This window comes from Pseudomonas nitroreducens (genome assembly GCF_014204515.1).
GTDB lineage: Bacteria > Pseudomonadota > Gammaproteobacteria > Pseudomonadales > Pseudomonadaceae > Pseudomonas > Pseudomonas nitritireducens_A.
This window is the reverse complement of record NZ_JACHLI010000003.1, coordinates 1-22,415: the sequence shown is the minus strand read 5'-3', so window position 1 is coordinate 22,415 and position 22,415 is coordinate 1. Positions and strand designations below refer to the sequence as shown.

Here is a 22,415-nt window from a genome sequence, read left to right as displayed (position 1 = left end):
CTTACGCCGTCAAGGCTGCTACTCTTCGGCCTGCCGTCGAACAGGCCGAGTGACTCCAAGGAACCGAGCGCCATGAGTGAAGAAATCCCCGCCGCAGAAGGCCTGAAGCTGAAGGTACAGCCCAGCCATCTGAACTTCCCGGTGATCGGCATCGGCGCCTCGGCCGGCGGCCTGGGGGCCTTGCTGCGGCTGTTCGAGAACATGCCCAACGACAATGGCATGGCTTTCGTGGTGGTGATGCACCTCTCGCCGAATCATGAGAGCAGCGCGCACCATATCCTCCAGAAGGTCACCAAGATGAAGGTGCGGCCGGTCACCGAGCCGCTGCCCATCGAGCGCAACTGCGTCTACCTGATCTCCCCGGCGATGCAGCTGACCATGAACGACGGCTACTTGCGGGTGACCGAGCTCAGCCCCGGACAGCCGCGCCACATCGCCATCGACATCTTCATGCGCACCCTGGCCGACGCCCATGCCGAGCACGCGGTGAGCATCGTCCTCAGTGGCAATGGCAGCGACGGTTCGGCCGGCCTGTCGCGGGTCAAGGAGCAGGGCGGGGTGACCATCGCCCAGGCGCCCGACGACGCCGAGTACGACGAGATGCCGCGCAGCGCCATCGCCACCGGGCAGGTGGATTTCGTCCTGCCGGTGGGCGACATCCCGCAGAAGCTCATCGACCTCTGGCAGAGCATGCGCGAGATGCAGCTGCCGGCCGACGCCGACGTGGCGACGCCGTTCCGCTCCATCGAGGACCCGGAGCAGGCGCGGGCCGCCGAGACCGCGCTGAAGGAAATCCTCAGCCTGCTGCGCACCCGCACCGGCCACGATTTCAAGCACTACAAGCGCGCCACCGTGCTGCGCCGCATCGAGCGGCGCATGCAGGTCAACCGCCTGGCCGACCTGCCGTCCTACCGCGCGTTCCTCCAGGGCGCGCCGGAGGAGACCAAGGAACTGCTGGCGGACATGCTGATCGGCGTGACCAATTTCTTCCGCGACCGCGAAGCCTTCGAGGCACTGGAGCGGGAGATCATCCCGCGACTGTTCGAGATGCCGGTCTCGGGCGATTCGCCGGTGCGCGTCTGGAGCGCGGGTTGCTCCTCCGGCGAGGAAGCCTATTCGCTGGCGATGCTGCTGGCCGAGTACGTCGAGTACCGCGAGAGCGACCGGCAGTTCCAGGTGTTCGCCACCGACATCGACGAGCACGCCATCTCCATCGGCCGCAGCGGCGCCTATCCCGAGGCGATCCTGCCGGACATCACGCCCCAGCGCCTGCGCCAGTACGTCACCAAGGAGCAGACCCGCTACCGGGTGAAGAAGGAGATCCGCGAGCGCGTGCTGTTCGCCATGCACAACCTGCTGCGCGATCCGCCATTCTCCAAGCTGCAACTGATCAGTTGCCGCAACCTGCTGATCTACCTCGATCGCGAGGTGCAGGCCGACATCCTGCAGATGTTCCACTTCGCCCTGGCGCCGGGCGGCTACCTGTTCCTGGGCAGCTCCGAGTCGGCCGACGTGTGCCTGGAACTGTTCACCCCGATCGACAAGAAGAACCGTATCTACCGCGCCAAGGCCGGCGCGGTAATGGGCCGCCCGGCCTCGCCGCTGCCGATCATGCCCCATGCCGATGCGCCGCAGGCCAGCAGCGAGCGGCCGGCCGAGCGTCGCCGCATCTCCTTCGCCGACCTGCACCAGCGCGTGCTGGAGCAGTACGCGCCGCCCAGCGTGGTGGTCAACCACGATTCGAGCATCGTGCACATGTCCGACCAGGCCGGCCGCTACCTGCGCTATGTCGGCGGCGAGCCGTCGCACAACCTGCTGTCGCTGGTCCACCCGTCCTTGCGCCTGGAGCTGCGCACCGCGCTGTTCCAGGCCTTCCAGACCGGCAAGAGCGTCGAGGCGCGACGGGTCAAGCACGAGCGCGACGGCACCACGTCCTACATCAACATGGTCATCCGGCCTTTCCGTGACCAGGATGCCGACTTCGCCCTGGTGATCTTCGACGAAGTCGAGGAGACCATGAGCAGCGACGCCAGCGGCCACCAGCCCAACGTCAAGGACAGCGTGCTGTCGCAGCTGGAGAGCGAGCTGCAGCGCAACAAGGAGCAGCTGCAGGCGACCATCGAACAGGCCGAGACCTCCACCGAGGAGCTCAAGGCTTCCAACGAGGAACTGCAGGCGATCAACGAGGAGCTGCGCTCGACCACCGAGGAGCTGGAGACCAGCAAGGAAGAGCTGCAGTCGATCAACGAGGAGCTGATCACGGTCAACCAGGAGCTCAAGACCAAGGTCGAGGAAACCGGCAAGATCAACGACGACCTGCAGAACCTGATCGCCTCCACCGACATCGCCACCGTCTTCGTCGGCCGCGACATGCGCATCAAGTCCTACACGCCGCGCGCCACCGCGATCTTCAGCATCATCGCTTCGGACACCGGGCGCTCGCTGCTGGACATCACCCACCGCCTGGACTACCCGGACCTGGCCCGCGATGCGGCGAACAGCTTCGAATCCCTGCGCACCCTCGAGCGCGAAGTCGCCAGCCAGGACGGCAGGCGTTACCTGGCGCGGATGCTGCCGTACCGCACCACCGACAACATCATCGACGGCGCGGTGCTGACCTTCATCGACATCACCGAGCGCCGCCTGGCCGAGGACAAGGCGCGGGAGAGCGAGGAGCGCCTGCGCCTGGCAGTGGAAAGCACCCAGGACTTCATCATCGTCACCCTCGACCGCAACGGCCGGATCACCGGTTGGAACAAGGGTGCCGAGCGCGCCTACGGCTTCCGCGAGGCAGAGGTGCTCGGGCAGAGCCTGGACCTGCTGCACAACGAGGAAGACCAGCGCAGCGGCGTGCTTCGCGAGGAGCTGCGCGTAGCCCGGCAGATGGGCCGGGTGGAGACCGACCGCTGGCACCTGCGCAAGGACGGCAGCACCTTCTTTTGCAGCAGCGTGACCACTGCGCTGCCCAATGGTGGGCCCCACGGCTACGCCAAGATCGGCCGCGACGTGACCAGCAAGAAGCGCGCCGAGACCGAGCAGGAAAGCCGCCTGCAGCAGGGGCAGGCGAAGATCCGCCTGCGCGACGAGTTCTTCGCGATGATGTCCCATGAGCTCAAGCACCCGCTGAACATCATCCAGCTCAACGCCGAGCTGATCGCCCGCCTGTCGGCGGTGCGTTCCCATGCAGTGGCGTCGCGCGCCGTCGAAGGCATCCAGAGCTCGGTGCGCAGCCAGGCGCGGATCATCGACGACCTGCTCGACCTGTCGCGGGTCAACACCGGCAAGCTCAAGCTCAACCTGGCGCCGGTGATCCTGCAGAACGTCATCGAGGAAGTGGTCAGCGCCCTGGCCGCCGAGGCCCATGACAAGGACCTGGCGCTCGACCTGCAACTGCCGCCGCGCGGCAGCGACCCGCTGGTGGCTGAGGCCGATCCGGTGCGCGTCGAGCAGATCGTCTGGAACCTGCTGAGCAACGCGGTGAAGTTCACCCCGGCCAGCGGCAACATCCAGGTGCGCCTGGACCAGGACGACGGCATGCTGCGCATCCAGGTGCGCGACGACGGCCAGGGCATCCCCGTGGACGAGCTGCCGCGCATCTTCGAGCTGTTCGGCCAGGGCAGCGAGGAGCGCCAACCCACCCACAAGCCGGGCCTGGGCATTGGCCTGGCGCTGGTGCGCGAACTGGTGGAAGCCCAGCAGGGACGGATCGAGGCCTCGTCCGCCGGGCGCGGGCAGGGCGCGCTGTTCAGTGTCTGGCTGCCGCTCTACCGCCAGTTCGATCTGCCGGTGGACACCGCGCAGGACTCCGCCGGCCCCTTCGCCGGCGCGCGCCTGCTGCTGGTGGACGACTCGCCCGACATCCGCCTGATCATGCAGCAGCTGCTGGAAATGGAAGGCGCCGAGGTCGTTACCGCCGAGGACGGCGCCGCCGCGCTGCAGTGCCTGGGGGCCTCAGCTTTCGACCTGATCCTCTCGGACATCGGCATGCCCGGCATGGATGGCTACGAGCTGATGCGCCGTGTGCGCCAGATGCCAGAGCACGCTGCCACGCCTGCGGTAGCCCTGACCGGCTACGGCGCGGCCGCCGACGCGGAGCTGGCCGGCGAGGCCGGCTACAACGCCCACGTCAGCAAACCGGTCACTTTGGAAACGCTGCAGCGTGTCGCCCGCGAGCTGGGCGTCGGCGCTGGGAAATCCACGCCGGGCGCCTGAGCCCGGCTCAGAGCTGGAGAGCGCCGCGCAACAGCAGGCGCAGGGGTTGCGCGCTGCTCGCCGGACTGTTGCCCAGAGCGACAATGGGCAGCCCCGCGGCCGAGCCGGCGATGCCTTGCGCCGCTTCGCCGAGTAGCGCCAGCGGGCATTCGACGGCCATCTGCAGGCGCTCCAGGCGCCTGAGCGCCTCACCCGGCAGGGCCACCTCGGCCAGCAGTACCAGGGCCGCCGGGCGCACTCCCGCGCAGACCAGCGGCAGTTCATCCAGCGGCATGCCCGGGGCCAGGGCCTGCACCCGCAGATCGTCGCCGCCCAGCAGCAGCGCGGCCGCCAGCAGCTCCAGTTCGTGCAGCGTTCCGCTGGCATCGGCCAGCAGCACGGCGGCACCCTCCGCACGGCTCATCTGCAGGCGCAGGAGCACGCGGGCACGCAGGAAGGCGTCGAGAAATCCCCACTGGCTACGGGCGCCGAAGGCGTTGAGGGTGAGCAGGGAGCGCCACAGCGGCAGGAGGATGTCGTCGAGCAGGGTCGCTCCGGGGAAGATGCTGTAGGCCTGGCCGTAGAGGCGTTCCAGTTCGCCCTGGTCGAAGGCGGCCGTGGCGCGGGAGAACGCCTCGCGCCAGTGCTCGCGCTCATCGTCGCTGCGAGCGGGCTGCGGACGCTGGCGCTGGGCGAGCAGCTCGCCGATCTTGCCCACGGCCATGCCCCGTCCGGACCACAGCAGGATGTCCTGGATGGTCTGCAGGTCCTGGGGCGTGTACAGGCGGTGGCCACCTTCGGTGCGCAGCGGGCTGACCAATCCGTAGCGGCGCTCCCAGGCCCGCAGGGTGACCGGGTTCACCCCGGTCAGGCGCACCACCTCGCGCATGGGCAACAGGTCGCTGGGGGGAGTGTCGAGGATGTCGTTCATGGCGCAGCCAGGCGGCGAAGAAGCCTGGATTGTAAACCACCGCGCGCCGGGCGGACGCGCTAGGCAGCACCGGGTCACCCGTCTACCCTAGGCGGATCGCACCGTACCGGAGGAACCCCATGATCAACGCCAAGCTCCTGCAATTGATGGTCGAAGCCTCCAACGACGGCATCGTGGTGGCCGAGCAGGAAGGAGAGGACAGCATCCTGATCTATGCCAACGCCGCCTTCGAGCGCCTCACCGGCTTTGCCGCCGACGACATCCTCTACCAGGATTGCCGCTTCCTCCAGGGCAGCGAACGGCAGCAGGCGGGGCTCGCGGCGATCCGCCAGGCAATCCGTGCGGGCCAGCCCTGCCGCCAGGTGCTGCGCAATTTCCGCAAGGACGGCACGCCGTTCTGGAACGAGCTGTCGATCTCCCCCGTGCGCAACGAGGCGGACCAGCTGACCTACTTCATCGGCATCCAGCGCGATGTCAGCCGGGAGGTCGAGGCGATGCAGCGGGTGCGCGAACTGGAGGCGGAAGTGGAGGCACTCAAACGCCGGTTGGCTGAGGCGGGCGAGGAAAACTGAATCGTTAAAAATTGTACAAGCCGCCTTGATTTGTACAATTAATGCCGTAGGCTTCGCTTATACCTGTACAAAAAATCTTTCTTGTACAGGATCAGACGGAGCCCGAGATGTCCGCCTTCCTGCAGTCCTTCGCCGAGCGCTTCGCCGCGCTCGACGCCAGCAGCCTCGACCGCCTCGGTGAGCTGTACAGCGCCGACGTGCAGTTCCAGGACCCGCTGCACCGGGTGGACGGCCTGGTCGCCCTGCGCCGCTACTTCGAGGCGCTCTACGCCAACGTGCGCGAGGTGCGCTACGACTTCCACGGCTTCGACGAGGTGGCCCAGGGTCGCGGCTACCTGCGCTGGACCCTGACCTTCCGCCATCCGCGCCTGGCCGGCGGCGCCCCGATCGCCGTGGAGGGCTGCAGCCATCTGCGCTGGGGCGAGCGGGTGGAATTCCACCGCGACTATTTCGACGCCGGCGCGCTGCTCTACGAACACCTGCCGGTCATGGGCGGAGTGATCGGCTGGCTGAAGCGGAGACTGGCATGAGCCGCCTCTGGCTGACCGGCGCCAGCAGCGGCCTGGGCGCTGCCCTGGCCGAGCAGCTGCTCGCCGAGGGCCACCGCCTGGCGGTGACGGCGCGCCAGGCTGCGCCCTTGCACGAGCTGGCCGAGCGGTTCGGCGATCGCGTGCTGGTGGTGCCGGGCGATATCGCGGACAGCGGGCAGGTCCGCGACATCCTGCAGCGCATCGAGCAGGACTGGGGCGCGCTGGACCGCGTCATCCTCAATGCCGGCACCTGCGAATACCTGGAGCCCGGTGCGTTCAGCGCCGCGCTGGTGCAGCGGGTGCTGACCACCAATGTCCTGGGCACCGCGCACTGCATCGAAGCCTGCCTGCCGTTGCTGCGGCGCGGCGCGCAGCCGCATCTGGTGGTGGTCGGCAGCGCGGTGACCTGGCTGGCCTTGCCGCGCGCCGGTGCCTACGGCGCTTCCAAGGCGGCGCTGCGCTACCTGCTGGAATCCCTGCGCATCGACCTGGCGGGCGAGGGGATCGATGTGACGCTGGTCAGCCCCGGCTTCGTGGATACGCCGCTGACCCGGCGCAACGACTTTCCCATGCCCGTGCTCTGGCCGGCGCCGCGCGCCGCCGGACACATCGTCGCGCGGCTGGATTCGCGTCCGCTGGAGATCGCCTTCCCGCGCCGCTTCGTCCTCGCCCTGCGGCTGCTGGGTGCACTGCCGGCAAGCTGGCGCCTGGGCCTGGGGCGCCGGCTGGCGCGCCGGCCGACGGAGGCCTGAAGCATGCGCATCGCGATCATCGGCAGCGGCATTTCCGGGCTTACCTGCGCGTACCTGCTGGCCCGTCGGCACGAGGTGAGCGTGTTCGAAGCCTCCGACTGGATCGGCGGCCACACCCACACCGTGGATGTCGACTGGCAGGGCCGGCGCTATGCGGTGGACACCGGCTTCATCGTCTTCAACGACTGGACCTATCCCTGTTTCATCCAGCTGCTGGAGCGCCTGGGCGTCGCCTCGCGGCCGACCGAGATGAGTTTTTCGGTGCACGATCCGGCCAGCGGCCTGGAGTACAACGGCCACGACCTGGGCACCCTGTTCGCCCAGCGGCGCAACCTGGTTTCGCCGGGCTTCTGGGGCATGCTGCGGGATATCCTGCGCTTCAATCGCGAGGCCCTCGAAGACCTGGCCGCGCAGCGCATCCCTCCCGCCCTGACCCTGGGCGACTACCTGCGCAGCGGTGGCTACGGCCAGCGCTTCGTCGAGCATTACATCGTGCCCATGGGCTCGGCCATCTGGTCGATGTCGCGGGCGCGCATGCTGGATTTCCCGCTGCAGTTCTTCGTCCGCTTCTTCGCCAACCACGGCCTGCTGTCGGTCAGCGACCGGCCGCAATGGCGGGTGGTGGAGGGCGGTTCGCGCAGCTATGTGGCGCCCTTGAGCGAAGGGTTTCGCCAGCGCATCCGCCTGAGTTGCCCGGTGCACCGGGTGAAGCGTGACGGGCAGGGCGTGGAGGTCCTCAGCGCCGCGGGGAGCGAGCGCTTCGACAAGGTGGTGTTCGCCTGCCACAGCGACCAGGCCCTGGCGCTGCTGGAGGCGCCCACGGTGGACGAGCAGGGCGTGCTCGGCGCGCTGCCCTACGCCAGCAACGAAGTGATCCTGCACACCGATACCCGCCTGCTGCCGCGCAGGCGGCGCGCCTGGGCCAGCTGGAACTACCGGCTCGGCGGCCCGGAGCACGCGCCGGCCGCGCTGACCTACGACATGAACCTGCTGCAGGGCATCGACGCGCCGGTGACCTTCTGCGTCAGCCTCAACCAGGGCGAGCGCATCGACCCGGCCAAGGTCCTGGCGCGCTTCGACTACGCCCATCCGCAATTCAGCCTGCCGGGTATCGCCGCACAGGCACAGCGCGGCCAGCTGCAAGGGCGGCAGCACAGTTACTTCTGCGGAGCCTACTGGGGCAACGGCTTCCACGAGGACGGCGTGGTCAGCGCGCTGGAAGTGGCCGACCATTTCGGAGAGCGGCTGTGAACAGCTGCCTCTGTCGTGGTTGGGTGATGCACCGGCGGCAGTCGCCGCGCGTGCACGGCTTCCGCTATCCAGTGGGCATGATCCTGCTGGACCTCGCCGAACAGCAGTCGCTGCTGCGCCTCTCGCCGCTGCTGCGCGCCTCGCGCTTCGCGCCGCTGGGCTGGCGCGAGGGCGACTACCTGCCGGCCTGGACCAGCCAGGGCATGCCGCTGGCCGACGCCGTGCGCGCGCTGCTGGGCGAAGCGCTGGGAGAGGTGCCTGGCGGATCGATCCAGCTGCTTACCCAGCTGCGCAGCTGGGGCCTGTGGTTCAACCCGGTGAGCTTCTATTTCTGCCACGAACGCGACGGCCGGCTGGCGGCGATCCTCTGCGAAGTGCGCAATACGCCCTGGCGCGAGCGCTTCTACTACGTGCTGCCGGTGCAAGCGGACGCGCCCCGCGAGTTCGCCGTGGCCAAGGCCTTCCATGTCTCGCCGTTCCTGCCCAGGGACATGGAATACCGCATGCGTTTCCACCTCGACGCCGAGCGCGTGCAGGTGCACATGGAGAACTGGCGTGACGGTGAGCGGGTGTTCCAGGCCAGCCTCGATCTGCGCCGCCAGGCGCTGAACGCCCCGTCGTTGCGCCGGCACCTGCTGGCGTTTCCCTGGATGAGCCTGCGCACCGCCGCGGCCATCTACTGGCAGGCGCTGCGCCTGCTGCTCAAGCGCATTCCCCTGCACGATCACCAGGCGAGCGAGCAGCGCCTGAGTGTCGGCCAAGCCATTGCCGAGGAGCCCGACCATGTCCGATCCCACCCTGAGCGCGGCTAAGGCCGGCGCCGCCGCGCCGCTGGCCGGCAACCTGTTCCGCCAGGCGGTGATCGCCCGCCTGCGCCAACTGCGGCACGGCTGCCTGCAGGTGCGCCGGGGTGACAGCCAGCTGGAGTTCGGCGATCCGCTCAGCCCGCTGCACGCGGTGATCGATGTGCAGGACGATGCGGTGTGGGCGATGGTCGCCTGCAACGGCTCCATCGGTGCGGGCGAGGCCTATATCCACGGTTACTGGAGCAGCCCGGACCTGGCAGCGGTGACCCGCCTGTTCGTCGCCAACCTGGAGGCGCTGGATGCCCTGGAGGGCGGCCTGGCGCTGCTGGCCAGGCCCGCGCTACGTGCGCTGCACTGGCTCAACCGCAACAGCCGCCGCGGTTCGCAACGCAACATCAGGGCCCACTACGACCTGGGCAACGACCTGTTCGAGCGCCTGCTCGACCCGACGCTGATGTATTCCTCGGCGCTGTTCGAAAGCCCCGCGCAGAGCCTGGAACAGGCGCAGCTGCACAAGCTGGAAAGCATCTGCCGCAAGCTCGACCTGCAGCCCGGCGACCACCTGCTGGAGATCGGCAGCGGCTGGGGCAGCCTGGCCCTCTACGCCGCGACGCATTACGGTTGCCGCGTGACGACCACCACGCTGTCGCAGGAGCAGTACGCCTTTGCCCAGGAGCGCATCCGCCAGTTCGGCCTGCAGGACCGCGTGACCCTGTTGCTGGAGGATTACCGCGAGCTGAGCGGGCGCTACGACAAGCTGGTGTCCATCGAGATGATCGAGGCGGTCGGGCACCGCTACCTGCCCGAATACTTCCGTCGCTGCGCCGCGCTGCTCAAGGACGACGGGCTGATGCTGCTGCAGTCCATCACCATCCGCGACCAGCGCTACGAGCAGGCGCGGCGGTCGGTGGACTTCATCCAGCGCTACATCTTCCCCGGCGGCGCGCTGCCGTCGATCACCACCCTGTTGCAGACCGCCACGCAGCACACGGCGCTGAACCTCGTGCACCTGGAGGACTTCGCCGGCGACTACGCGCTGACCCTGCGGCATTGGCGGAACAACCTGCGCCAGTCCCGCGCCGAGCTGCTGGAGCTGGGCTATGACGAGAGCTTCCAGCGCCTGTGGGAGTTCTACCTGTGCTACTGCCAGGGCGGTTTCGAGGAGCGCGCCATCGGCGTGGCGCACCTGCTCTGGGCTGGGCCGGCGGCGCGCCGGGCGAGCCTGGTGGATCACCTGGAGGCCTGATGCCGCGGTGGCTGCCGCTGCTGGCCAACGCACTGTGGCTGCAGGCGGGCTGGTGGGGCTGCGTGCTGGGGGCGCAGCGGCCGCCGTTGCTGGCTGCGGTGGCGGTCGGGTTGCTGCTGCACCTGGCGTTGTGTCGGCAACGCAGGGCGGAGGGCGTTGCTCTGGTCAGCGTCGGCCTGGCCGGCTGCGCCCTGGATGCCGCGCTGGGGCTGCTCGGGGTGTTCGATTTCCACGGTGCGCTGTTGCCGCCCTGGCTGGCCTTGCTCTGGCTGGTGTTCGCCAGCGGGCTGCGGCACAGCCTGGCCTGGGCGGCGCAGCCGGCGTGGCGCGGTGCCCTGTTCGGCGCCCTGGGCGGGCCGCTGGCGTACGCCGCGGGGGCGCCCTTGGCGGGCGTCGGCCTGCCGTTGGGGCTGGGCCTTTCAGTGCTCCTGCTGGCGTTGCTGTGGGCTGTCTGGCTGCCGCTGATGCTGCGTCTGGCGCTGCGCTGCTGAGCGTCGACAGCGCTCGGAGCAGTAGCGCACTTCTTCCCAGCAGCGCGCCCAGCGCCGCCGCCAGGTGAAGGGGCGGCCGCAGGCGACGCAGACCTTCTGCGGCAGCTGCGACTTCTTCACAGCGACTCGCCGGCGTCCAGCCGTGCCAGCAGGGCCTCGCCGCGTTGCCAGAGGGCGAGGCCGCGCTCGTCGCCCATGCGCTGCAGGTTGCGGTAGGCCATGGCCAGGCGCGGATTGCTGCCGAGCCGGTCGCGGTGGCGCATGAGGAAGTGCCAGTACAGCGCGTTGAAGGGGCAGGCGTCGTCTTCGCTGGCGTGGTCCACCCGGTAGCGACAGGCGCCGCAGTGGTCGGACATGCGCTGGATGTACTTGCCGCTCGCGCAATAGGGTTTGGAACCCAGGTAGCCGCCGTCGGCGTGCATCACCATGCCCAGGGTGTTGGGCAGCTCGACCCAGTCGAAGGCATCCAGGTAGACCGCCAGGTACCAGTCGCAGATGGCCGGCGGCGCGATGCCGGCGAGCAGGGCGAAGTTGCCGGTGACCATCAGCCGCTGGATATGGTGGGCGTAGCCCAGCTCCAGGGTCTGGCCGATCGCCTGGGCCATGCAGCGCATGTCGGTGCGGGCGGTCCAGTAGAACTCCGGCAGCGGCCGGTGGTTGCCGAGGAAGTTGAGCTGCGCGTAGTCGGGCATGCGCAGCCAGTAGATGCCGCGCACGTACTCGCGCCAGCCGATCAGCTGGCGGATGAAGCCTTCGGCGGCGTTCAGCGGCACCTGTCCCTGCTGGTAGGCCTGCTCGACGTCGCTGGCGAGCTGGCGTACGTCCAGCAGGCCGATGTTCAGCGCGGCGCTGATGCGGGCGTGGAAGAGGTAGGGTTCGCCCTCGGCCATGGCGTCCTGGTAATCGCCGAAGGCGGGCAGGGAGAAGTCGAGGAAATGCTGCCAGAGCTCCTCCGCCTGGGCGTGGCTCACCGGGTAGTCGAAGCCGTCGAGCCGGCCGTAGTGGTCGCCGAAGCGGGCGCCCACCAGTTGCATCACTTCGCGGGTGATCGCGTCCCTGCCGAAGCGCGCCGGGAAGGGCCCGCGCAGGCCGCGGGGCAGTGGTTTGCGGTTGTCCGCGTCGAGGTTCCAGCTGCCGCCCACCGGCTGGCCATCGGGTTCCATCAGCAGGCCGGTACGCCGACGCATCTCGTGGTAGAAGTTTTCCATGCGCAATTGCCGGCGCGTGCCGGCCCAGCGGGCGAATGCCTGGCGCGAGCAGAGGAAGCGGGTGTCCTCATGGGTGACCAGCGGCAGCGGTGCTGCGCGCAGCGCTTCCTGCAGCCGCCATTCACCGCACTCGGTGACGTGTACCTGGGGCGCGCCGAGGGCGACCTGCCAGCGCTGCAGTTCACCGACGATGCTGCCACTGTTGTCGGGGTCGTCCAGGGTCACGTAGATCACCCGCCAGCCGCGTTCGCGCAGTGCCTGGGCGAAGTGGCGCATGGCGCTGAAGATCAGCACGATCTTCTGCGGGTGATGCGGCACGTAGCGCGCCTCATCGTTCACCTCGGCCATCAGGATGGCGTCGCAGGCAGGGTCCAGCGCCTCGAACAGGGACAGCTCGAAGCTGAGCTGGTCGCCCAGCACCAGCCCCAGACGGCGGGCCTTGTGCGTCACCAGGGACGCTCCAGGGACAGCGGTATGCGCAGCGGTTCGGGTGCGCTCGCTGGCGCCGCGCCGATTTCGTCATGCGCGCAGTGCTGGACCAGTTCGCAGGGCAGCGGCGCCAGCTCGGCCAGCAGCTCGCGCACCTGGGTGGTGGAGCGCAGGTGCAGCACCCGGCCGTGGTCGTCGCAAACCGGCCGTGTGGCGCTGGCCAGGCGCGCCTGCAGGACGTAGAAGCCGCCCTCCAGCGAGATCACCTCGATGCCCTGCACCTGTCCCGTGGCGGCAGCCTGGGCGAGTTTTTCCAGGGTCATGGCGTGCTCCCGGCCGCGGCGCCGTCGCGGCGGAAGAACAGGGTCACCTCGCCCAGCGCGATACCGAACTTGCTCATGCTCGAACGGTTGATCAGGGTGTCTTCGTCCATCAGGTACATCCAGTCGTCGAGGCTCACTTCCCAGGTGCGGCCGTCCACTTCCAGGTTCAGCCGGTAGCGCCAGCGCAATGCGTTGCCAGCGATCTCGCCCTGGGCTTCACCCACCACGTCGGCGGCGCGCCCGCGCCAGCGCCCGGCGCCGTCTGGCGTGAGGGTCCAGACCCGTTGCTGGCGGGTGCCGTCGCTGTACTGGAAGCGTTCGTCGAGGATCAGCCGCTCACCGTCGCGGCGGCTGCTGATCTGCACCTTGAAGCGCTTGACCACCTCGCCGGAGGGCTTCTGGAAAATGCCCCAGGCCTGTACCGGCCGGGAGAAGAAGGCTGGCAGGTCGAGCGCCGGGCGCTCCTTTGCGTAGTGCTCGACGCCGACATTGCCGCAGCTGCCCAGCAGCAGGCAGGCGGTGAGCAGGAGCAGGCGCGGGTTCAGGCTGAGGTTCATGGTTGGTCTCCGTTCAGGCCCAGCAGCTCGCGGCGCAGTTCGGGCTTGCGCGTGCGCGGGTCCAGCCAGATGGCAAAGAACGCGCGGGCGAAGCGCGCGTCGGTCACCTCATGGCGAAACTGGCCGTCGACGTAGAAGCGACAGCCTTGGTCGGGGTGATAGAGCCCGGTGATCCGCTGGCCCTCGCGCACGTCGACGAAGGCCTGGCGCATTTCCCCGGCCCAGTCGGCCAGCAGCGGTTCATCGTGGTTGCCCAGGCGGCGCATCTCGTCGACGCTGGCCTGGACCAGGGTGTCGCGGGACAGTGCCCTGCGGTAGATCAGTTCCAGGGCGAAGGGCTGTTGCCACTCCACGGGACGCCCGGCGCTCCACAGGCGCGCCTCGTACACCGTCAGGCCGAACCAGGTGAAGCGGCCCTGGCCGATCATCACGGCCCCCGGCAGCTCGCTGCGCCAGTCGGCCTGGCTGGTCGAGGCCCAGAGGCTGCAGAGCAGGGCAATGCTCCAGCAGAGGGCAGTGGAGGTGGTGAATGCGCGCATGGGGACGGCCTGCCGGTATCTGTCCTGATACTTGTACAAAAAATCAATCTTGTACAGTTATTGCTGAGGCCGGTCGTGATGAGGTGGTCGGCAGGGCCGCTGCGAATCTCCCGTTCAGGGCGTACCGGGCGGCTCTCCGGGCACTTCCCAGACGCCGCCGTCGCCGACCACGAACAGGCGCTGGCCGGGCTGCGCGTCGAGGGTCATGGCGCCGGTGAAACTGCCGAATGCAGGCAACAGGCTCAACCTTTCGCCGATGACGAAGCAGGGCAGGCGCACCTGTTGCCGGCCGCGGCCGCGCAGCCGGTAGGCCGGGTGCAGGTGCCCGGCCAGCACGTGGCGGTCGGGGTGCAGGTGGGGTTCGTGCTGCAATGCGAACGGGCCGAGCAGCAGCGGCTCCTCGACCACCTCGATGCCCAGGCCGGGCGGCGGATCGCCGGCGTGACGGTCGTGGTTGCCGCGCACCAGGGTGATCGCCAGGGCGGCATGGCGGCTCCGCCATTCGGCGAGGGCGTCGAGGGTGGCGGCGCTGCGCGCCTGGGCGCTGTGCAGGAAATCGCCGAGGAAGATCAGTCGCTGGCAGGGCAGGCGCGCCAGCAGGGCGTCCAGGCGCTGCAGGTTGCCGGCGGTGGTGCCGGCCGGCACCGGCTGGCCCAGCGCCCGGTAGCTGGCGGCCTTGCCGAAGTGGATGTCGGCGACCAGCAGCACTCCCGGCTCGGGCCACCAGACGGCCTTCTCCGCCAGCAGGCAGAGTTCGCTACCGGCCACGCGGATGCTCAGGCCGTCGGGATGGCAGGGATTCATGGGTTTTCCGGCCGTGGTTTCGCCGGGCGCGGGCGGCCGTCCCTGGTCCGCCGCGGCGCTCGTGGCCGGGCTGGCCGAGGGTCGCTGTCGAGTGTGAGCGGTAGCGTCGGGTCGCTCGCCACGCCACCGGGGCCGGCCGCTTCTTCGAGGTCGGCGAGCATGCGCCGGATGCGGTCGGCGAGCTTTTCCGAACTCAGGCTCTCACGGAAGCGTTCCACCAGCAGCGGGAAGGCGAAGGGTGTGGCGCGGCGGATGGCGTGCACGTCCAGGCGCAGTGCCTGCATGCGTTGCAGGGTCTGCTGCAGGCGCTGCACGTCCAGCTCCTGGCGCAGCACCTCCTGGCGCGCCTGGGTCAGCAGCAGGTTGTCCGGGTCGTACTGGTTGAACACGTCGAAGAACAGCCCGCTGGAGGCCTGCAGCTGGCGGGCGCTCTTCGGCGCGCCGGGGTAGCCGGTGAACACCAGGCCGGCGATCCGAGCGATCTCGCGGAAGCGCCGCCGCGCCAGTTCGCCGGCGTTGAGGCTGGCGAGCACCTCCGGCAGCAGGTCGTCGCTGTCGAATAGAGCGGGGCCCAGGGCCGCGGCGAAATCCACCGGGCTGGCGCTGAGCAGCTCCAGGCCGTAGTCGTTGACCGCGAGGGAGAAGCTCAGCGGCGCCTGCCGTGCCAGGCGCCAGGCCAGCAGGCTGGCGAGCCCCAGGTGCACCGAGCGGCCGGCGAAGGGGTAGAGGAACAGGTGCCAGCCCTCGCGGGACTTCAGGGTCTCGGCCAGCAGCGTCGCCTGGCCGGGCAGCGCCGACCAGGCCTTCTGGATCTCCAGCAGCGGCCGCAGCAGGCGCATCTCCGGGCCGCTGTAGTGCTCCCGGGCGGCCTCGTCGAGCCGCGCCAGCATGGCCTCGGCCAGCTCGCCGGAGAGCGGCATGCGCCCGCCGTTCCAGCGCGGGATGGCAGCCTTGCGGCTGGCGGCGCGGCGGACGTAGACCGTCATGTTGTCCACTTCCACCAGTTCCAGGGTGCGGCCGGCGAACAGGAAGGCATCGCCGGGGCGCAGGCGGGCGATGAAGCCTTCCTCGATGCTGCCCAGCGATCCACCGCCGCCGCGACCCCAGAAGCGCACCGTCAGGCTGGCGTCGCTGACGATGGTGCCGATGCCCAGGCGGTGACGCCGCGCCAGGCGCGCGTCGGGTACCTGCCAGAGGCCGCTGGCGTCGGGCTCGGCGCGGCGGTAGTCGGGGTAGGCGGTGAGCGAGTGGCCGCCGTGGCGGATGAAGGCCAGCGCCCATTGCCACTCCTCGTCGCCCAGCTCGCGGTAGGACCAGGCACTGCGCACCTCGGCGAGCAGTTCCTGAGCGCGGAAACCGCCGCCCAGGGCCATGCTGACCAGGTGCTGGACCAATACGTCCAGCGGCTTTTGCGGGGCCAGGCGGGCTTCCACCCGGCCTTCGGCAACGGCGGTGCGTGCGGCGGCGGCTTCCAGCAGTTCCAGGCTGTGGGTAGGCACCAGCGTGGCCCGCGATGGCCGCCCCGGCGCATGCCCGGAACGTCCGGCGCGCTGCATCAGCCGCGCCACGCCCTTGGCCGAGCCGATCTGCAGGACCCGTTGTACCGGCAGGAAGTCCACGCCCAGGTCGAGGCTCGAGGTACAGACCACGGCCTTGAGCTGGCCCTGCTTGAGCGCCAGCTCGACCCAGTCGCGCACTTCCCGTGACAGCGAACCGTGGTGCAGGGCGAGCAGCCCGGCCCAGTCCGGCCGCGCCTGCAGCAGCGCCTGGTACCAGGTTTCCGCCTGGGAGCGGGTATTGGTGAAGACCAGGCTGGAGGCGCAGCTTTCCAGTTCCTCGACCACTTGCGGCAGCATGCGCAGGCCGAGGTGGCCGGCCCAGGGGAAGCGCTCGATGGCGGCCGGCAGCAGGGTATCGATGCGCAGGTCCTTGGCGGTCCTGCCCTGCACCAGGCGTCCGGCGGGCATCAGCACTTCGCGGGCGTGCTCGAGGTTGCCCAGGGTGGCGGACAGCCCCCAGACCTGCAGCTGCGGTTGCCAGTGGCGCAGGCGGGCGAGGGCGAGTTGCAGCTGCACGCCGCGCTTGTTGCCGAGCAGTTCGTGCCATTCGTCCACCACCAGCATGCGCAGCTGGGCGAAGGCCTGTCGGGCGTCGGCGCGGGTCAGCAGCAGGGTCAGGCTTTCCGGGGTGGTGATCAGCGCGCTGGGCAGGCGGCGCTCCTGGCGGGCGCGCTCGGCGCTGGCGGTATCGCCGCTGCGCACGCCGACGCTCCAGGCGATGCCCAGTTCGTCCAGCGGCGCTTGCAGGGCGCGGGCGGTGTCGGCGGCGAGGGCGCGCATGGGGGTGATCCACAGCAGGGTCAGGGGTGCCATCAGCGGCCTGCGCCGCGCTGCCTGTTGCTCGGCGGCCGGCTCGCTACGGGCGAAGCGGTCGAGGGCGGCGAACCACACCGCGTAGGTCTTGCCGGCGCCGGTGGAGGCGTGCAGCAGCCCCGACTCGCCGGCTTCGACGGCGCGCCAGACTTCCTTCTGGAAGGCGAAAGGCTTCCACTGGCGGGCGCTGAACCAGAGGGCCGACGGGCGCGCGGTGCGGCTCGACGTCGGCGGCATCAGAGCAGGCCCTGCAGGGTGGCCAGGGTGTCGGCCTGTTCCACGCTCTTGTCGGTGCGCCAGCGCAGCATGCGCGGGAAGCGCACGGCGACGCCGCTCTTGTGCCGTTTCGACAGCGCGATACCCTCGAAGCCCAGCTCGAAGACCAGGGTCGGGGTGACGCTGCGCACCGGGCCGAACTTCTCCACGGTGGTCTTGCGGATGATCGCGTCGACCTTGCGCATCTCCTCGTCGGTGAGCCCCGAATAGGCCTTGGCGAAGGGCACCAGGACGCGCTCGCCGGGGCTGGAATCGTCCCACACGGCGAAGGTGTAGTCGCTGTAGAGGCTGGCCCGGCGGCCGTGGCCGCGCTGGGCGTAGATCAGCACTGCGTCAACGCTGAACGGGTCGATCTTCCACTTCCACCACAGCCCCAGGTCGCGGGTGCGGCCGACGCCGTACAGCGAGTCGCGGCGCTTGAGCATCAGGCCTTCGACACCCAGCTGGCGCGAGGCTTCGCGCTGGAGGGCGAGGTCGTGCCAGTCGCTGCCGTGCAACTGCGGGGAGAGTCGCAGGTGCGGCTCGCCGATCTCCGCCACCAGCAGTTCCAGGCGCGCGCGGCGCTCGTCCTGGGGGCGGTTGCGCCAGTCTTCGCCGCGCCATTCCAGCAGGTCATAGGCGAGCAGCGCGGCCGGTACTTCCTCCAGCAGTTTCCGGCTCAGGGTCTTGCGGCCGATGCGCTGCTGCAGCAGGGCGAAGGGCTGGATGCCGAAGATGACGTCACTGCCCGCTGCGGGCTCCTTCCACACCACCAGTTCGCCATCGATCACCGTGCCGTCGGGCAGCTCGGCGCCCAGTTCGTCCAGCTCCGGGAAGCGCTCGGTGATCAGCTCCTCGCCGCGCGACCAGAGCCAGGCGCGACCATCGCGCTTCACCAGCTGGGCGCGGATGCCGTCCCACTTCCACTCCACCAGCCAGTCCCGCGCCGGGCCGAGCAGCTCGGCGAAACGCTCCGGCGGCTCCTGCAGCGGGTGGGCGAGGAAGAACGGGTAGGGCTGGCCGCCGCGCTGGGCGTGTTCCTCGCTCGACTCGGCGGCGATCAGCGCCTGGTAGCGTTGCGCAGTGGGCCGGTGCGACAGGTCGGTGTAGCCGACCATGCGCTGCGCCACGCGCTTGGCGTCGATCCCGGCGAGGGCGGCGAGGGCGCGGGTCACCAGCAGCCTGGAGACGCCGACGCGGAAGGCGCCGGTGAGCAGCTTGATGCTGACCATCAGGCTCTGCCGATCCAGGCGCGCCCACAGGTTCTGCAGGCGTTCGCTCAGCTCCTCGGGTGGCAGGCCGCGCAGGGGCAGCAGCTGTTCCAGCCACCACTGCAGGCCTTCGTCGGAGTCCTGGGTGGATTCGGGCAGCAGCAGCGCGATGGTTTCGGCGAGGTCGCCGACGGCCTGGTAGCTCTCCTCGAACAGCCAGTCGGGCAGGCCGGCCAGGCGCGTCGCCAGCTCGCGCAGCAGGCGCGTGGGTACGACCTGGCGCGGTCGGCCGCCGGCGAGAAAGTACACCGCCCAGGCGGCATCTTCTGCCGGGGCGGCGGCGAAGTAGTCCTGCAGCGCCGCCAGCTTGGCGTTGCTCGAGGTGGTGGCGTCGAGACGGGCGTAGAGTTCGGCGAAGGCTTTCATCGGGCGGGCGGCTCCGGGCTGTCGTCTTCCTCGCCGTATTCGGTCTGGAAGGCGCGGGCGTCCAGGCCTCGCTCGCCCAGGTAGCGCACCAGCACGTTGACCTGACCATGGGTGACCATCACCCGCTCGGCGCCGCTCTGCTCGATGGCCCACAGCAGGCCCGGCCAGTCGGCATGGTCGGAGAGCACGAAACCGCGGTCGACACCGCGCCGGCGACGGGCCCCGCGCAGCAGCATCCAGCCGCTGGCGAAGGCGTCGCTGTAGTCGCCGAAGCGGCGCATCCAGGTGCTGCCGCCGGCCGAGGGCGGGGCGAGGATCAGCGCCTGGCGCAGCCGCGGATCGTTGCGGGCGATCTCGGTGGCCAGGGCGGTGGGCGGGATGTGCACGCCGGCGGCCCGATAGACCTGGTTCAGCGGCTCGACAGCGCCGTGCACCAGGAGCGGACCGATGCTCGCGTCGATGCCGTGGAGAATCCGCTGGGCCTTGCCGAAGGCGTAGGCGAACAGCACGCTGGCGCGCCCGGCGGCGGCGTTGGCGCGCCACCAGGCGTCGATCCCGGCGAACAGCTGCGCCTGGGGTTGCCAGCGGTAGATCGGCAGGCCGAAGGTCGATTCGCTGATGAAGGTGTGGCAGCGCACCGGCTCGAAGGCCGCGCAGGTGCCGTCGGGCTCCACCTTGTAGTCACCGGACGCCACCCAGACCTCGCCGCCGTGCTCCAGGCGCACCTGTGCCGAGCCCAGGACATGCCCGGCGGGGTGGAAACTCAGCGTCACCCCGTGGTGCTGCACGCGCTCGCCGTAGGCCAGGGTCTGCAGGTCGATGTCCTGGCCCAGCCGCGAGCGCAGGATGCCTTCGCCGGGCGCCGCCGCCAGGTAATGGCGATTGCCCCAGCGTGCGTGATCGCCGTGGGCGTGGGTGATGACGGCGCGCTCCACCGGGCGCCAGGGATCGATGTAGAAATCACCGGGCGGGCAATACAACCCCTCTGGGCGAGCGATGACCAGGTCCATGCCAGTACCTTGCGTGGGCGGTTAAAGCTCAGAGCACCTTGGTGGAGCCGAGGTTCCTTGTTTGATTGCGCGGTGCCTGCCGCCGGTGGCTCGCGCTGGATGCCGTGTATGGGCCGGTGCTGGCGCGATGCGGGGCTGTTGCAGCTTTGGCGTGGCGCTTCCAGTGCTTCACGTCACTGCTGAACGAAGCGCTTTGTTTGCAGATAGGACTGTTCGGGGATGCGGTGATACGGAACGGCTTCGCCGACAGCAGGGAGCAAGGTGAAATGACTCAGTTGAGCCACTTCTTCCAGGTCCGCCGAGACGCTGGCTCGGGTTGCGGAGGTGTTGGCAACACCTCTGATCGGCGGTCCTTGAGGGCTGCCCGTACAGCGAAAACTAGCGACTCGCCGCGTGGCCGATTGCAGTCCCAGGCGAGAGTCCACTACCGACCCAGAGCGGGAGCCGGCTCCACTCCGCGCTTGAGGCATCCGAGCAAGATGCCCCACTGGGTGGGGCATCTTTCGCGCTGGAGTGGGGGTTTCTGCCAACCGCGCCTTTCAGGTGCTCAGCTGGTTAAAACTCGTAACGCGTACTCAGCATGAAGTTGCGTGGATCGCCCCAGGATCCGCTGTAGAAGTTCTCGTCGAGTGAGCTGATGTACTTCTTGTCGAACAGGTTGTTGACTGTTGCAGTGGCTGACCATTGGCGGGTGATGTCATAACGGCCCATCAGGTTGACGGTGGCATAGTCACTTTGCTTGACCTTCGCTGGCCCAGGCAGACGCCAGGAATCCACGGTCATGTGGATGCTGCTCTGCCAGTTGACCCCTCCACCGACGGTCAAGCTATCCAGTTCACCGGGTAGGCGGTAGGTAGTGAAGACCTTCACGAGATCGGTGGGAATGGTGGTTTTCACTCGCTCGTGGTCGGCGTCCTTGACCACGCTATGGCTATAGCTGGCTGCCAGATTCCAGCCCGGCAGCAGCTCTCCGCTGGCTTCCAGGTCGATGCCCTTGGTGGTGGTTTTCGAGGCGCGGTAGGCGGTGATCAGATCATAGCCTTCCACGGTACCGTCGGCGATGGCGTCGTTGTCCAGCTTGACCTCGAACAGTGCCGCCGAGGTATTCAAGCGGCCGCCGTAGAACTCGCTTTTCAGGCCGATCTCGTAGTTGTCGCCCCGACGTGGATCGAGCAGCTTCCCGGAGCGATCGCGGTAGGGTTGCGGCTTGAAGATGCTGGTGTAGCTGGCATACACCGAGTGGTTGTCGTTGAGGTCGTAAACGATGCCGGCGTAAGGCGTTACTTCGCCGTGGACGCGCACCTGATCGTCGGTGCCGTACGGCACCAGACTGGCAACGTGGTAGACCAACTCAGCATCGTAACGGTAATCGGAAACCCGAGAACCGAGGATCACCGAGAGGTCGTCGGTGGGCTTGAGCCGCGTCGCCAGGTACACGCCGGTCTGCCACTGGTCGATATTGTCATCCTCACGGTTGAAGTTGTAGCTGGCGGTCGGTGCGTAGTTGTCCCAGGTGTAGATGTTGACCGGCTTGCCGCTGACTCCATTGTTGCTGGTGCCATTGGGCAACAGATTGCCGAAGCCGTTACGGCGGTTCTCGTAGTCCTGGAGGTTGAAGCCGAAGACCAGTTCGTGCTCGCGACCCAGCCATTGGAAGGGGCCGCTGGCCATTACATCCAGCCCTTTCTGCTCCTGGGTGTTGTCGCCCTTGGTCGCGGTATAGGTCAGGCCGTTGCCGGTCTGGGCGTTCACGAATCCGGTGGTGGTGCCGACAATGATCGAGTCGTAATCACGGGTGCCGTACAGGTAGTTGGCTGAAACCTTCAGCTTCCAGTCGTAGGCCAACTTGCGCTCCAGCGAGGCGAAGGCATTGACCGACTCCTGCAGGTTGGTGCTGTCGCGACTGGCAGGGTTCGCATGGCGGGATGCCTTGAACTGGTTGCCCAGGCTGTCCACCACGGGCAGGCCGGTGGTGGAGAAACCACGTGGGTCGCTGCGCAGGTAGTCAAGGCCGACGGTCAGCAGGGTGTCTTCGTCCAGATCGGCTTCGAGCACTCCGTAACCGATGGTCTTCTCCTGCTGCAGATGGTCGGTGAAGCTGTTGCCCTGCTGATAAGCCGCCACCGCGCGACCTCGCACTGATGCGCCGGCGTTGAGCGGGCCGGAGACATCCACCTCGCCCCGATACAGATCCCAGGAGCCGATGCCAGCCTCGATATGTCCCTGGAAGGTGCTGGTGGGTTTCTTGCGCACCAGGTTGACCGTACCGGACGGATCACCACTGCCCGACAACAGGCCGGTCGCCCCGCGCAGTACTTCCACCCTGTCGTAGATGGCCATGTCCGACAGTGCCTGTGGCAACGCCTGGGTAAAGGCGAAGGAAGTCGTTGGCATGCCGTCGTACTGGTAATTGTCCGTAAGCGCTTGATTGACGACGTCCTTGCGATGCGAGTAGGCGCAGTTACTCAGTCGCGTTGAGGATCCAGGGCAGCAGGGCTTCATAGTCCTCGA

The 22,415-nt window shown here is 68.6% G+C and carries 19 protein-coding genes; 8 read left to right on the top strand and 11 right to left on the bottom strand.

The window, feature by feature from the left end; translation table 11 throughout:
- Nucleotides 1-72: 72 nt before the first annotated feature.
- Nucleotides 73-4,212, top strand: coding sequence for a CheR family methyltransferase (locus tag HNP46_RS04880; RefSeq protein ID WP_184586384.1), 4,140 nt, complete (start codon nt 73-75; stop codon nt 4,210-4,212).
- 7 nt (nt 4,213-4,219) lie between these two features.
- Here HNP46_RS04880 and HNP46_RS04875 read toward each other — a convergent pair whose 3' ends face one another.
- On the bottom strand, nt 4,220-5,122 hold the full coding sequence (locus HNP46_RS04875; protein ID WP_184586383.1) for a MerR family transcriptional regulator: 903 nt from the start codon (nt 5,120-5,122) through the stop codon (nt 4,220-4,222).
- 119 nt (nt 5,123-5,241) lie between these two features.
- Here HNP46_RS04875 and HNP46_RS04870 point away from each other — a divergent pair, with 119 nt between their 5' ends.
- The 7 genes from HNP46_RS04870 to HNP46_RS04840 all read left to right on the top strand — a co-directional run bounded on the left by HNP46_RS04870 (nt 5,242) and on the right by HNP46_RS04840 (nt 10,770).
- Entirely contained in the window at nt 5,242-5,694 is a 453-nt protein-coding gene (locus tag HNP46_RS04870) for a PAS domain-containing protein (protein WP_184586382.1), read from the top strand.
- A gap of 107 nt (nt 5,695-5,801) precedes the next feature.
- Nucleotides 5,802-6,224 carry a nuclear transport factor 2 family protein gene (locus HNP46_RS04865; RefSeq protein ID WP_184586381.1) on the top strand — a complete coding sequence of 141 codons (423 nt, stop codon included), beginning with the start codon at nt 5,802-5,804 and terminating at the stop codon, nt 6,222-6,224.
- Nucleotides 6,221-6,976 (top strand): SDR family NAD(P)-dependent oxidoreductase, encoded by a 756-nt coding sequence (locus HNP46_RS04860; RefSeq protein WP_184586380.1) that lies wholly within the window; start codon nt 6,221-6,223, stop codon nt 6,974-6,976. The genes HNP46_RS04865 and HNP46_RS04860 overlap by 4 nt, the downstream gene beginning before the upstream one ends.
- A gap of 3 nt (nt 6,977-6,979) precedes the next feature.
- Nucleotides 6,980-8,227 (top strand): NAD(P)/FAD-dependent oxidoreductase, encoded by a 1,248-nt coding sequence (locus HNP46_RS04855; RefSeq protein ID WP_184586379.1) that lies wholly within the window; start codon nt 6,980-6,982, stop codon nt 8,225-8,227.
- Complete coding sequence (locus HNP46_RS04850) at nt 8,224-9,039, top strand: DUF1365 domain-containing protein (RefSeq protein WP_184586378.1); 816 nt, start codon at nt 8,224-8,226, stop codon at nt 9,037-9,039. Before HNP46_RS04855 ends, HNP46_RS04850 begins: the two co-directional genes overlap by 4 nt.
- Nucleotides 9,011-10,279 carry an SAM-dependent methyltransferase gene (locus tag HNP46_RS04845; protein ID WP_184586377.1) on the top strand — a complete coding sequence of 423 codons (1,269 nt, stop codon included), beginning with the start codon at nt 9,011-9,013 and terminating at the stop codon, nt 10,277-10,279. Before HNP46_RS04850 ends, HNP46_RS04845 begins: the two co-directional genes overlap by 29 nt.
- The gene (locus HNP46_RS04840) at nt 10,279-10,770 is read left to right on the top strand and encodes a DUF2878 domain-containing protein (protein WP_184586376.1); all 492 of its coding nucleotides are present in this window, start codon (nt 10,279-10,281) and stop codon (nt 10,768-10,770) included. Before HNP46_RS04845 ends, HNP46_RS04840 begins: the two co-directional genes overlap by 1 nt.
- Here the strand turns inward: HNP46_RS04840 and HNP46_RS04835 are convergent.
- The 10 genes from HNP46_RS04835 to HNP46_RS04790 all read right to left on the bottom strand — a co-directional run bounded on the left by HNP46_RS04835 (nt 10,699) and on the right by HNP46_RS04790 (nt 22,406).
- Nucleotides 10,699-10,890, bottom strand: a complete 192-nt coding sequence (locus tag HNP46_RS04835) for a DUF2256 domain-containing protein (protein WP_184586375.1) — start codon at nt 10,888-10,890, stop codon at nt 10,699-10,701. The two genes, HNP46_RS04840 and HNP46_RS04835, sit on opposite strands and share 72 nt — an antisense overlap.
- The gene (locus tag HNP46_RS04830) at nt 10,887-12,428 is read right to left on the bottom strand and encodes a cryptochrome/photolyase family protein (protein ID WP_184586374.1); all 1,542 of its coding nucleotides are present in this window, start codon (nt 12,426-12,428) and stop codon (nt 10,887-10,889) included. Before HNP46_RS04830 ends, HNP46_RS04835 begins: the two co-directional genes overlap by 4 nt.
- Complete coding sequence (locus tag HNP46_RS04825) at nt 12,425-12,730, bottom strand: DUF6482 family protein (protein WP_184586373.1); 306 nt, start codon at nt 12,728-12,730, stop codon at nt 12,425-12,427. The genes HNP46_RS04830 and HNP46_RS04825 overlap by 4 nt, the downstream gene beginning before the upstream one ends.
- The gene (locus HNP46_RS04820) at nt 12,727-13,287 is read right to left on the bottom strand and encodes a DUF3833 domain-containing protein (RefSeq protein ID WP_184586372.1); all 561 of its coding nucleotides are present in this window, start codon (nt 13,285-13,287) and stop codon (nt 12,727-12,729) included. The genes HNP46_RS04825 and HNP46_RS04820 overlap by 4 nt, the downstream gene beginning before the upstream one ends.
- Complete coding sequence (locus HNP46_RS04815; protein WP_184586371.1) at nt 13,284-13,826, bottom strand: chalcone isomerase family protein; 543 nt, start codon at nt 13,824-13,826, stop codon at nt 13,284-13,286. Before HNP46_RS04815 ends, HNP46_RS04820 begins: the two co-directional genes overlap by 4 nt.
- Nucleotides 13,827-13,940: 114 nt before the next feature.
- Nucleotides 13,941-14,630, bottom strand: coding sequence for a ligase-associated DNA damage response endonuclease PdeM (gene pdeM, locus HNP46_RS04810; protein ID WP_184586370.1), 690 nt, complete (start codon nt 14,628-14,630; stop codon nt 13,941-13,943).
- On the bottom strand, nt 14,627-17,239 hold the full coding sequence (locus tag HNP46_RS04805) for a ligase-associated DNA damage response DEXH box helicase (protein ID WP_184586369.1): 2,613 nt from the start codon (nt 17,237-17,239) through the stop codon (nt 14,627-14,629). Before HNP46_RS04805 ends, pdeM begins: the two co-directional genes overlap by 4 nt.
- Complete coding sequence (locus HNP46_RS04800) at nt 17,239-18,894, bottom strand: ATP-dependent DNA ligase (protein ID WP_184586368.1); 1,656 nt, start codon at nt 18,892-18,894, stop codon at nt 17,239-17,241. Before HNP46_RS04800 ends, HNP46_RS04805 begins: the two co-directional genes overlap by 1 nt.
- Nucleotides 18,891-19,904 (bottom strand): ligase-associated DNA damage response exonuclease, encoded by a 1,014-nt coding sequence (locus HNP46_RS04795; RefSeq protein ID WP_184586367.1) that lies wholly within the window; start codon nt 19,902-19,904, stop codon nt 18,891-18,893. Before HNP46_RS04795 ends, HNP46_RS04800 begins: the two co-directional genes overlap by 4 nt.
- Nucleotides 19,905-20,459: 555 nt before the next feature.
- On the bottom strand, nt 20,460-22,406 hold the full coding sequence (locus HNP46_RS04790) for a TonB-dependent siderophore receptor (protein WP_260403098.1): 1,947 nt from the start codon (nt 22,404-22,406) through the stop codon (nt 20,460-20,462).
- Between the last annotated feature and the right edge of the window lie 9 nt (nt 22,407-22,415).

Coding starts and splice junctions, on each gene's coding strand:
- HNP46_RS04865 (WP_184586381.1), top strand. CDS start 5,802: ATGTCCGCCTTCCTGCAGTCCTTCGCCGAGCGCTTCGCCGCGCTCGAC.
- HNP46_RS04805 (WP_184586369.1), bottom strand. CDS start 17,239: ATGCCGCCGACGTCGAGCCGCACCGCGCGCCCGTCGGCCCTCTGGTTC.
- HNP46_RS04880 (WP_184586384.1), top strand. CDS start 73: ATGAGTGAAGAAATCCCCGCCGCAGAAGGCCTGAAGCTGAAGGTACAG.
- HNP46_RS04875 (WP_184586383.1), bottom strand. CDS start 5,122: ATGAACGACATCCTCGACACTCCCCCCAGCGACCTGTTGCCCATGCGC.
- HNP46_RS04795 (WP_184586367.1), bottom strand. CDS start 19,904: ATGGACCTGGTCATCGCTCGCCCAGAGGGGTTGTATTGCCCGCCCGGT.
- HNP46_RS04855 (WP_184586379.1), top strand. CDS start 6,980: ATGCGCATCGCGATCATCGGCAGCGGCATTTCCGGGCTTACCTGCGCG.
- HNP46_RS04825 (WP_184586373.1), bottom strand. CDS start 12,730: ATGACCCTGGAAAAACTCGCCCAGGCTGCCGCCACGGGACAGGTGCAG.
- HNP46_RS04845 (WP_184586377.1), top strand. CDS start 9,011: ATGTCCGATCCCACCCTGAGCGCGGCTAAGGCCGGCGCCGCCGCGCCG.
- HNP46_RS04860 (WP_184586380.1), top strand. CDS start 6,221: ATGAGCCGCCTCTGGCTGACCGGCGCCAGCAGCGGCCTGGGCGCTGCC.
- HNP46_RS04870 (WP_184586382.1), top strand. CDS start 5,242: ATGATCAACGCCAAGCTCCTGCAATTGATGGTCGAAGCCTCCAACGAC.
- HNP46_RS04840 (WP_184586376.1), top strand. CDS start 10,279: ATGCCGCGGTGGCTGCCGCTGCTGGCCAACGCACTGTGGCTGCAGGCG.
- HNP46_RS04820 (WP_184586372.1), bottom strand. CDS start 13,287: ATGAACCTCAGCCTGAACCCGCGCCTGCTCCTGCTCACCGCCTGCCTG.
- pdeM (WP_184586370.1), bottom strand. CDS start 14,630: ATGAATCCCTGCCATCCCGACGGCCTGAGCATCCGCGTGGCCGGTAGC.
- HNP46_RS04800 (WP_184586368.1), bottom strand. CDS start 18,894: ATGAAAGCCTTCGCCGAACTCTACGCCCGTCTCGACGCCACCACCTCG.
- HNP46_RS04815 (WP_184586371.1), bottom strand. CDS start 13,826: ATGCGCGCATTCACCACCTCCACTGCCCTCTGCTGGAGCATTGCCCTG.
- HNP46_RS04790 (WP_260403098.1), bottom strand. CDS start 22,406: ATGAAGCCCTGCTGCCCTGGATCCTCAACGCGACTGAGTAACTGCGCC.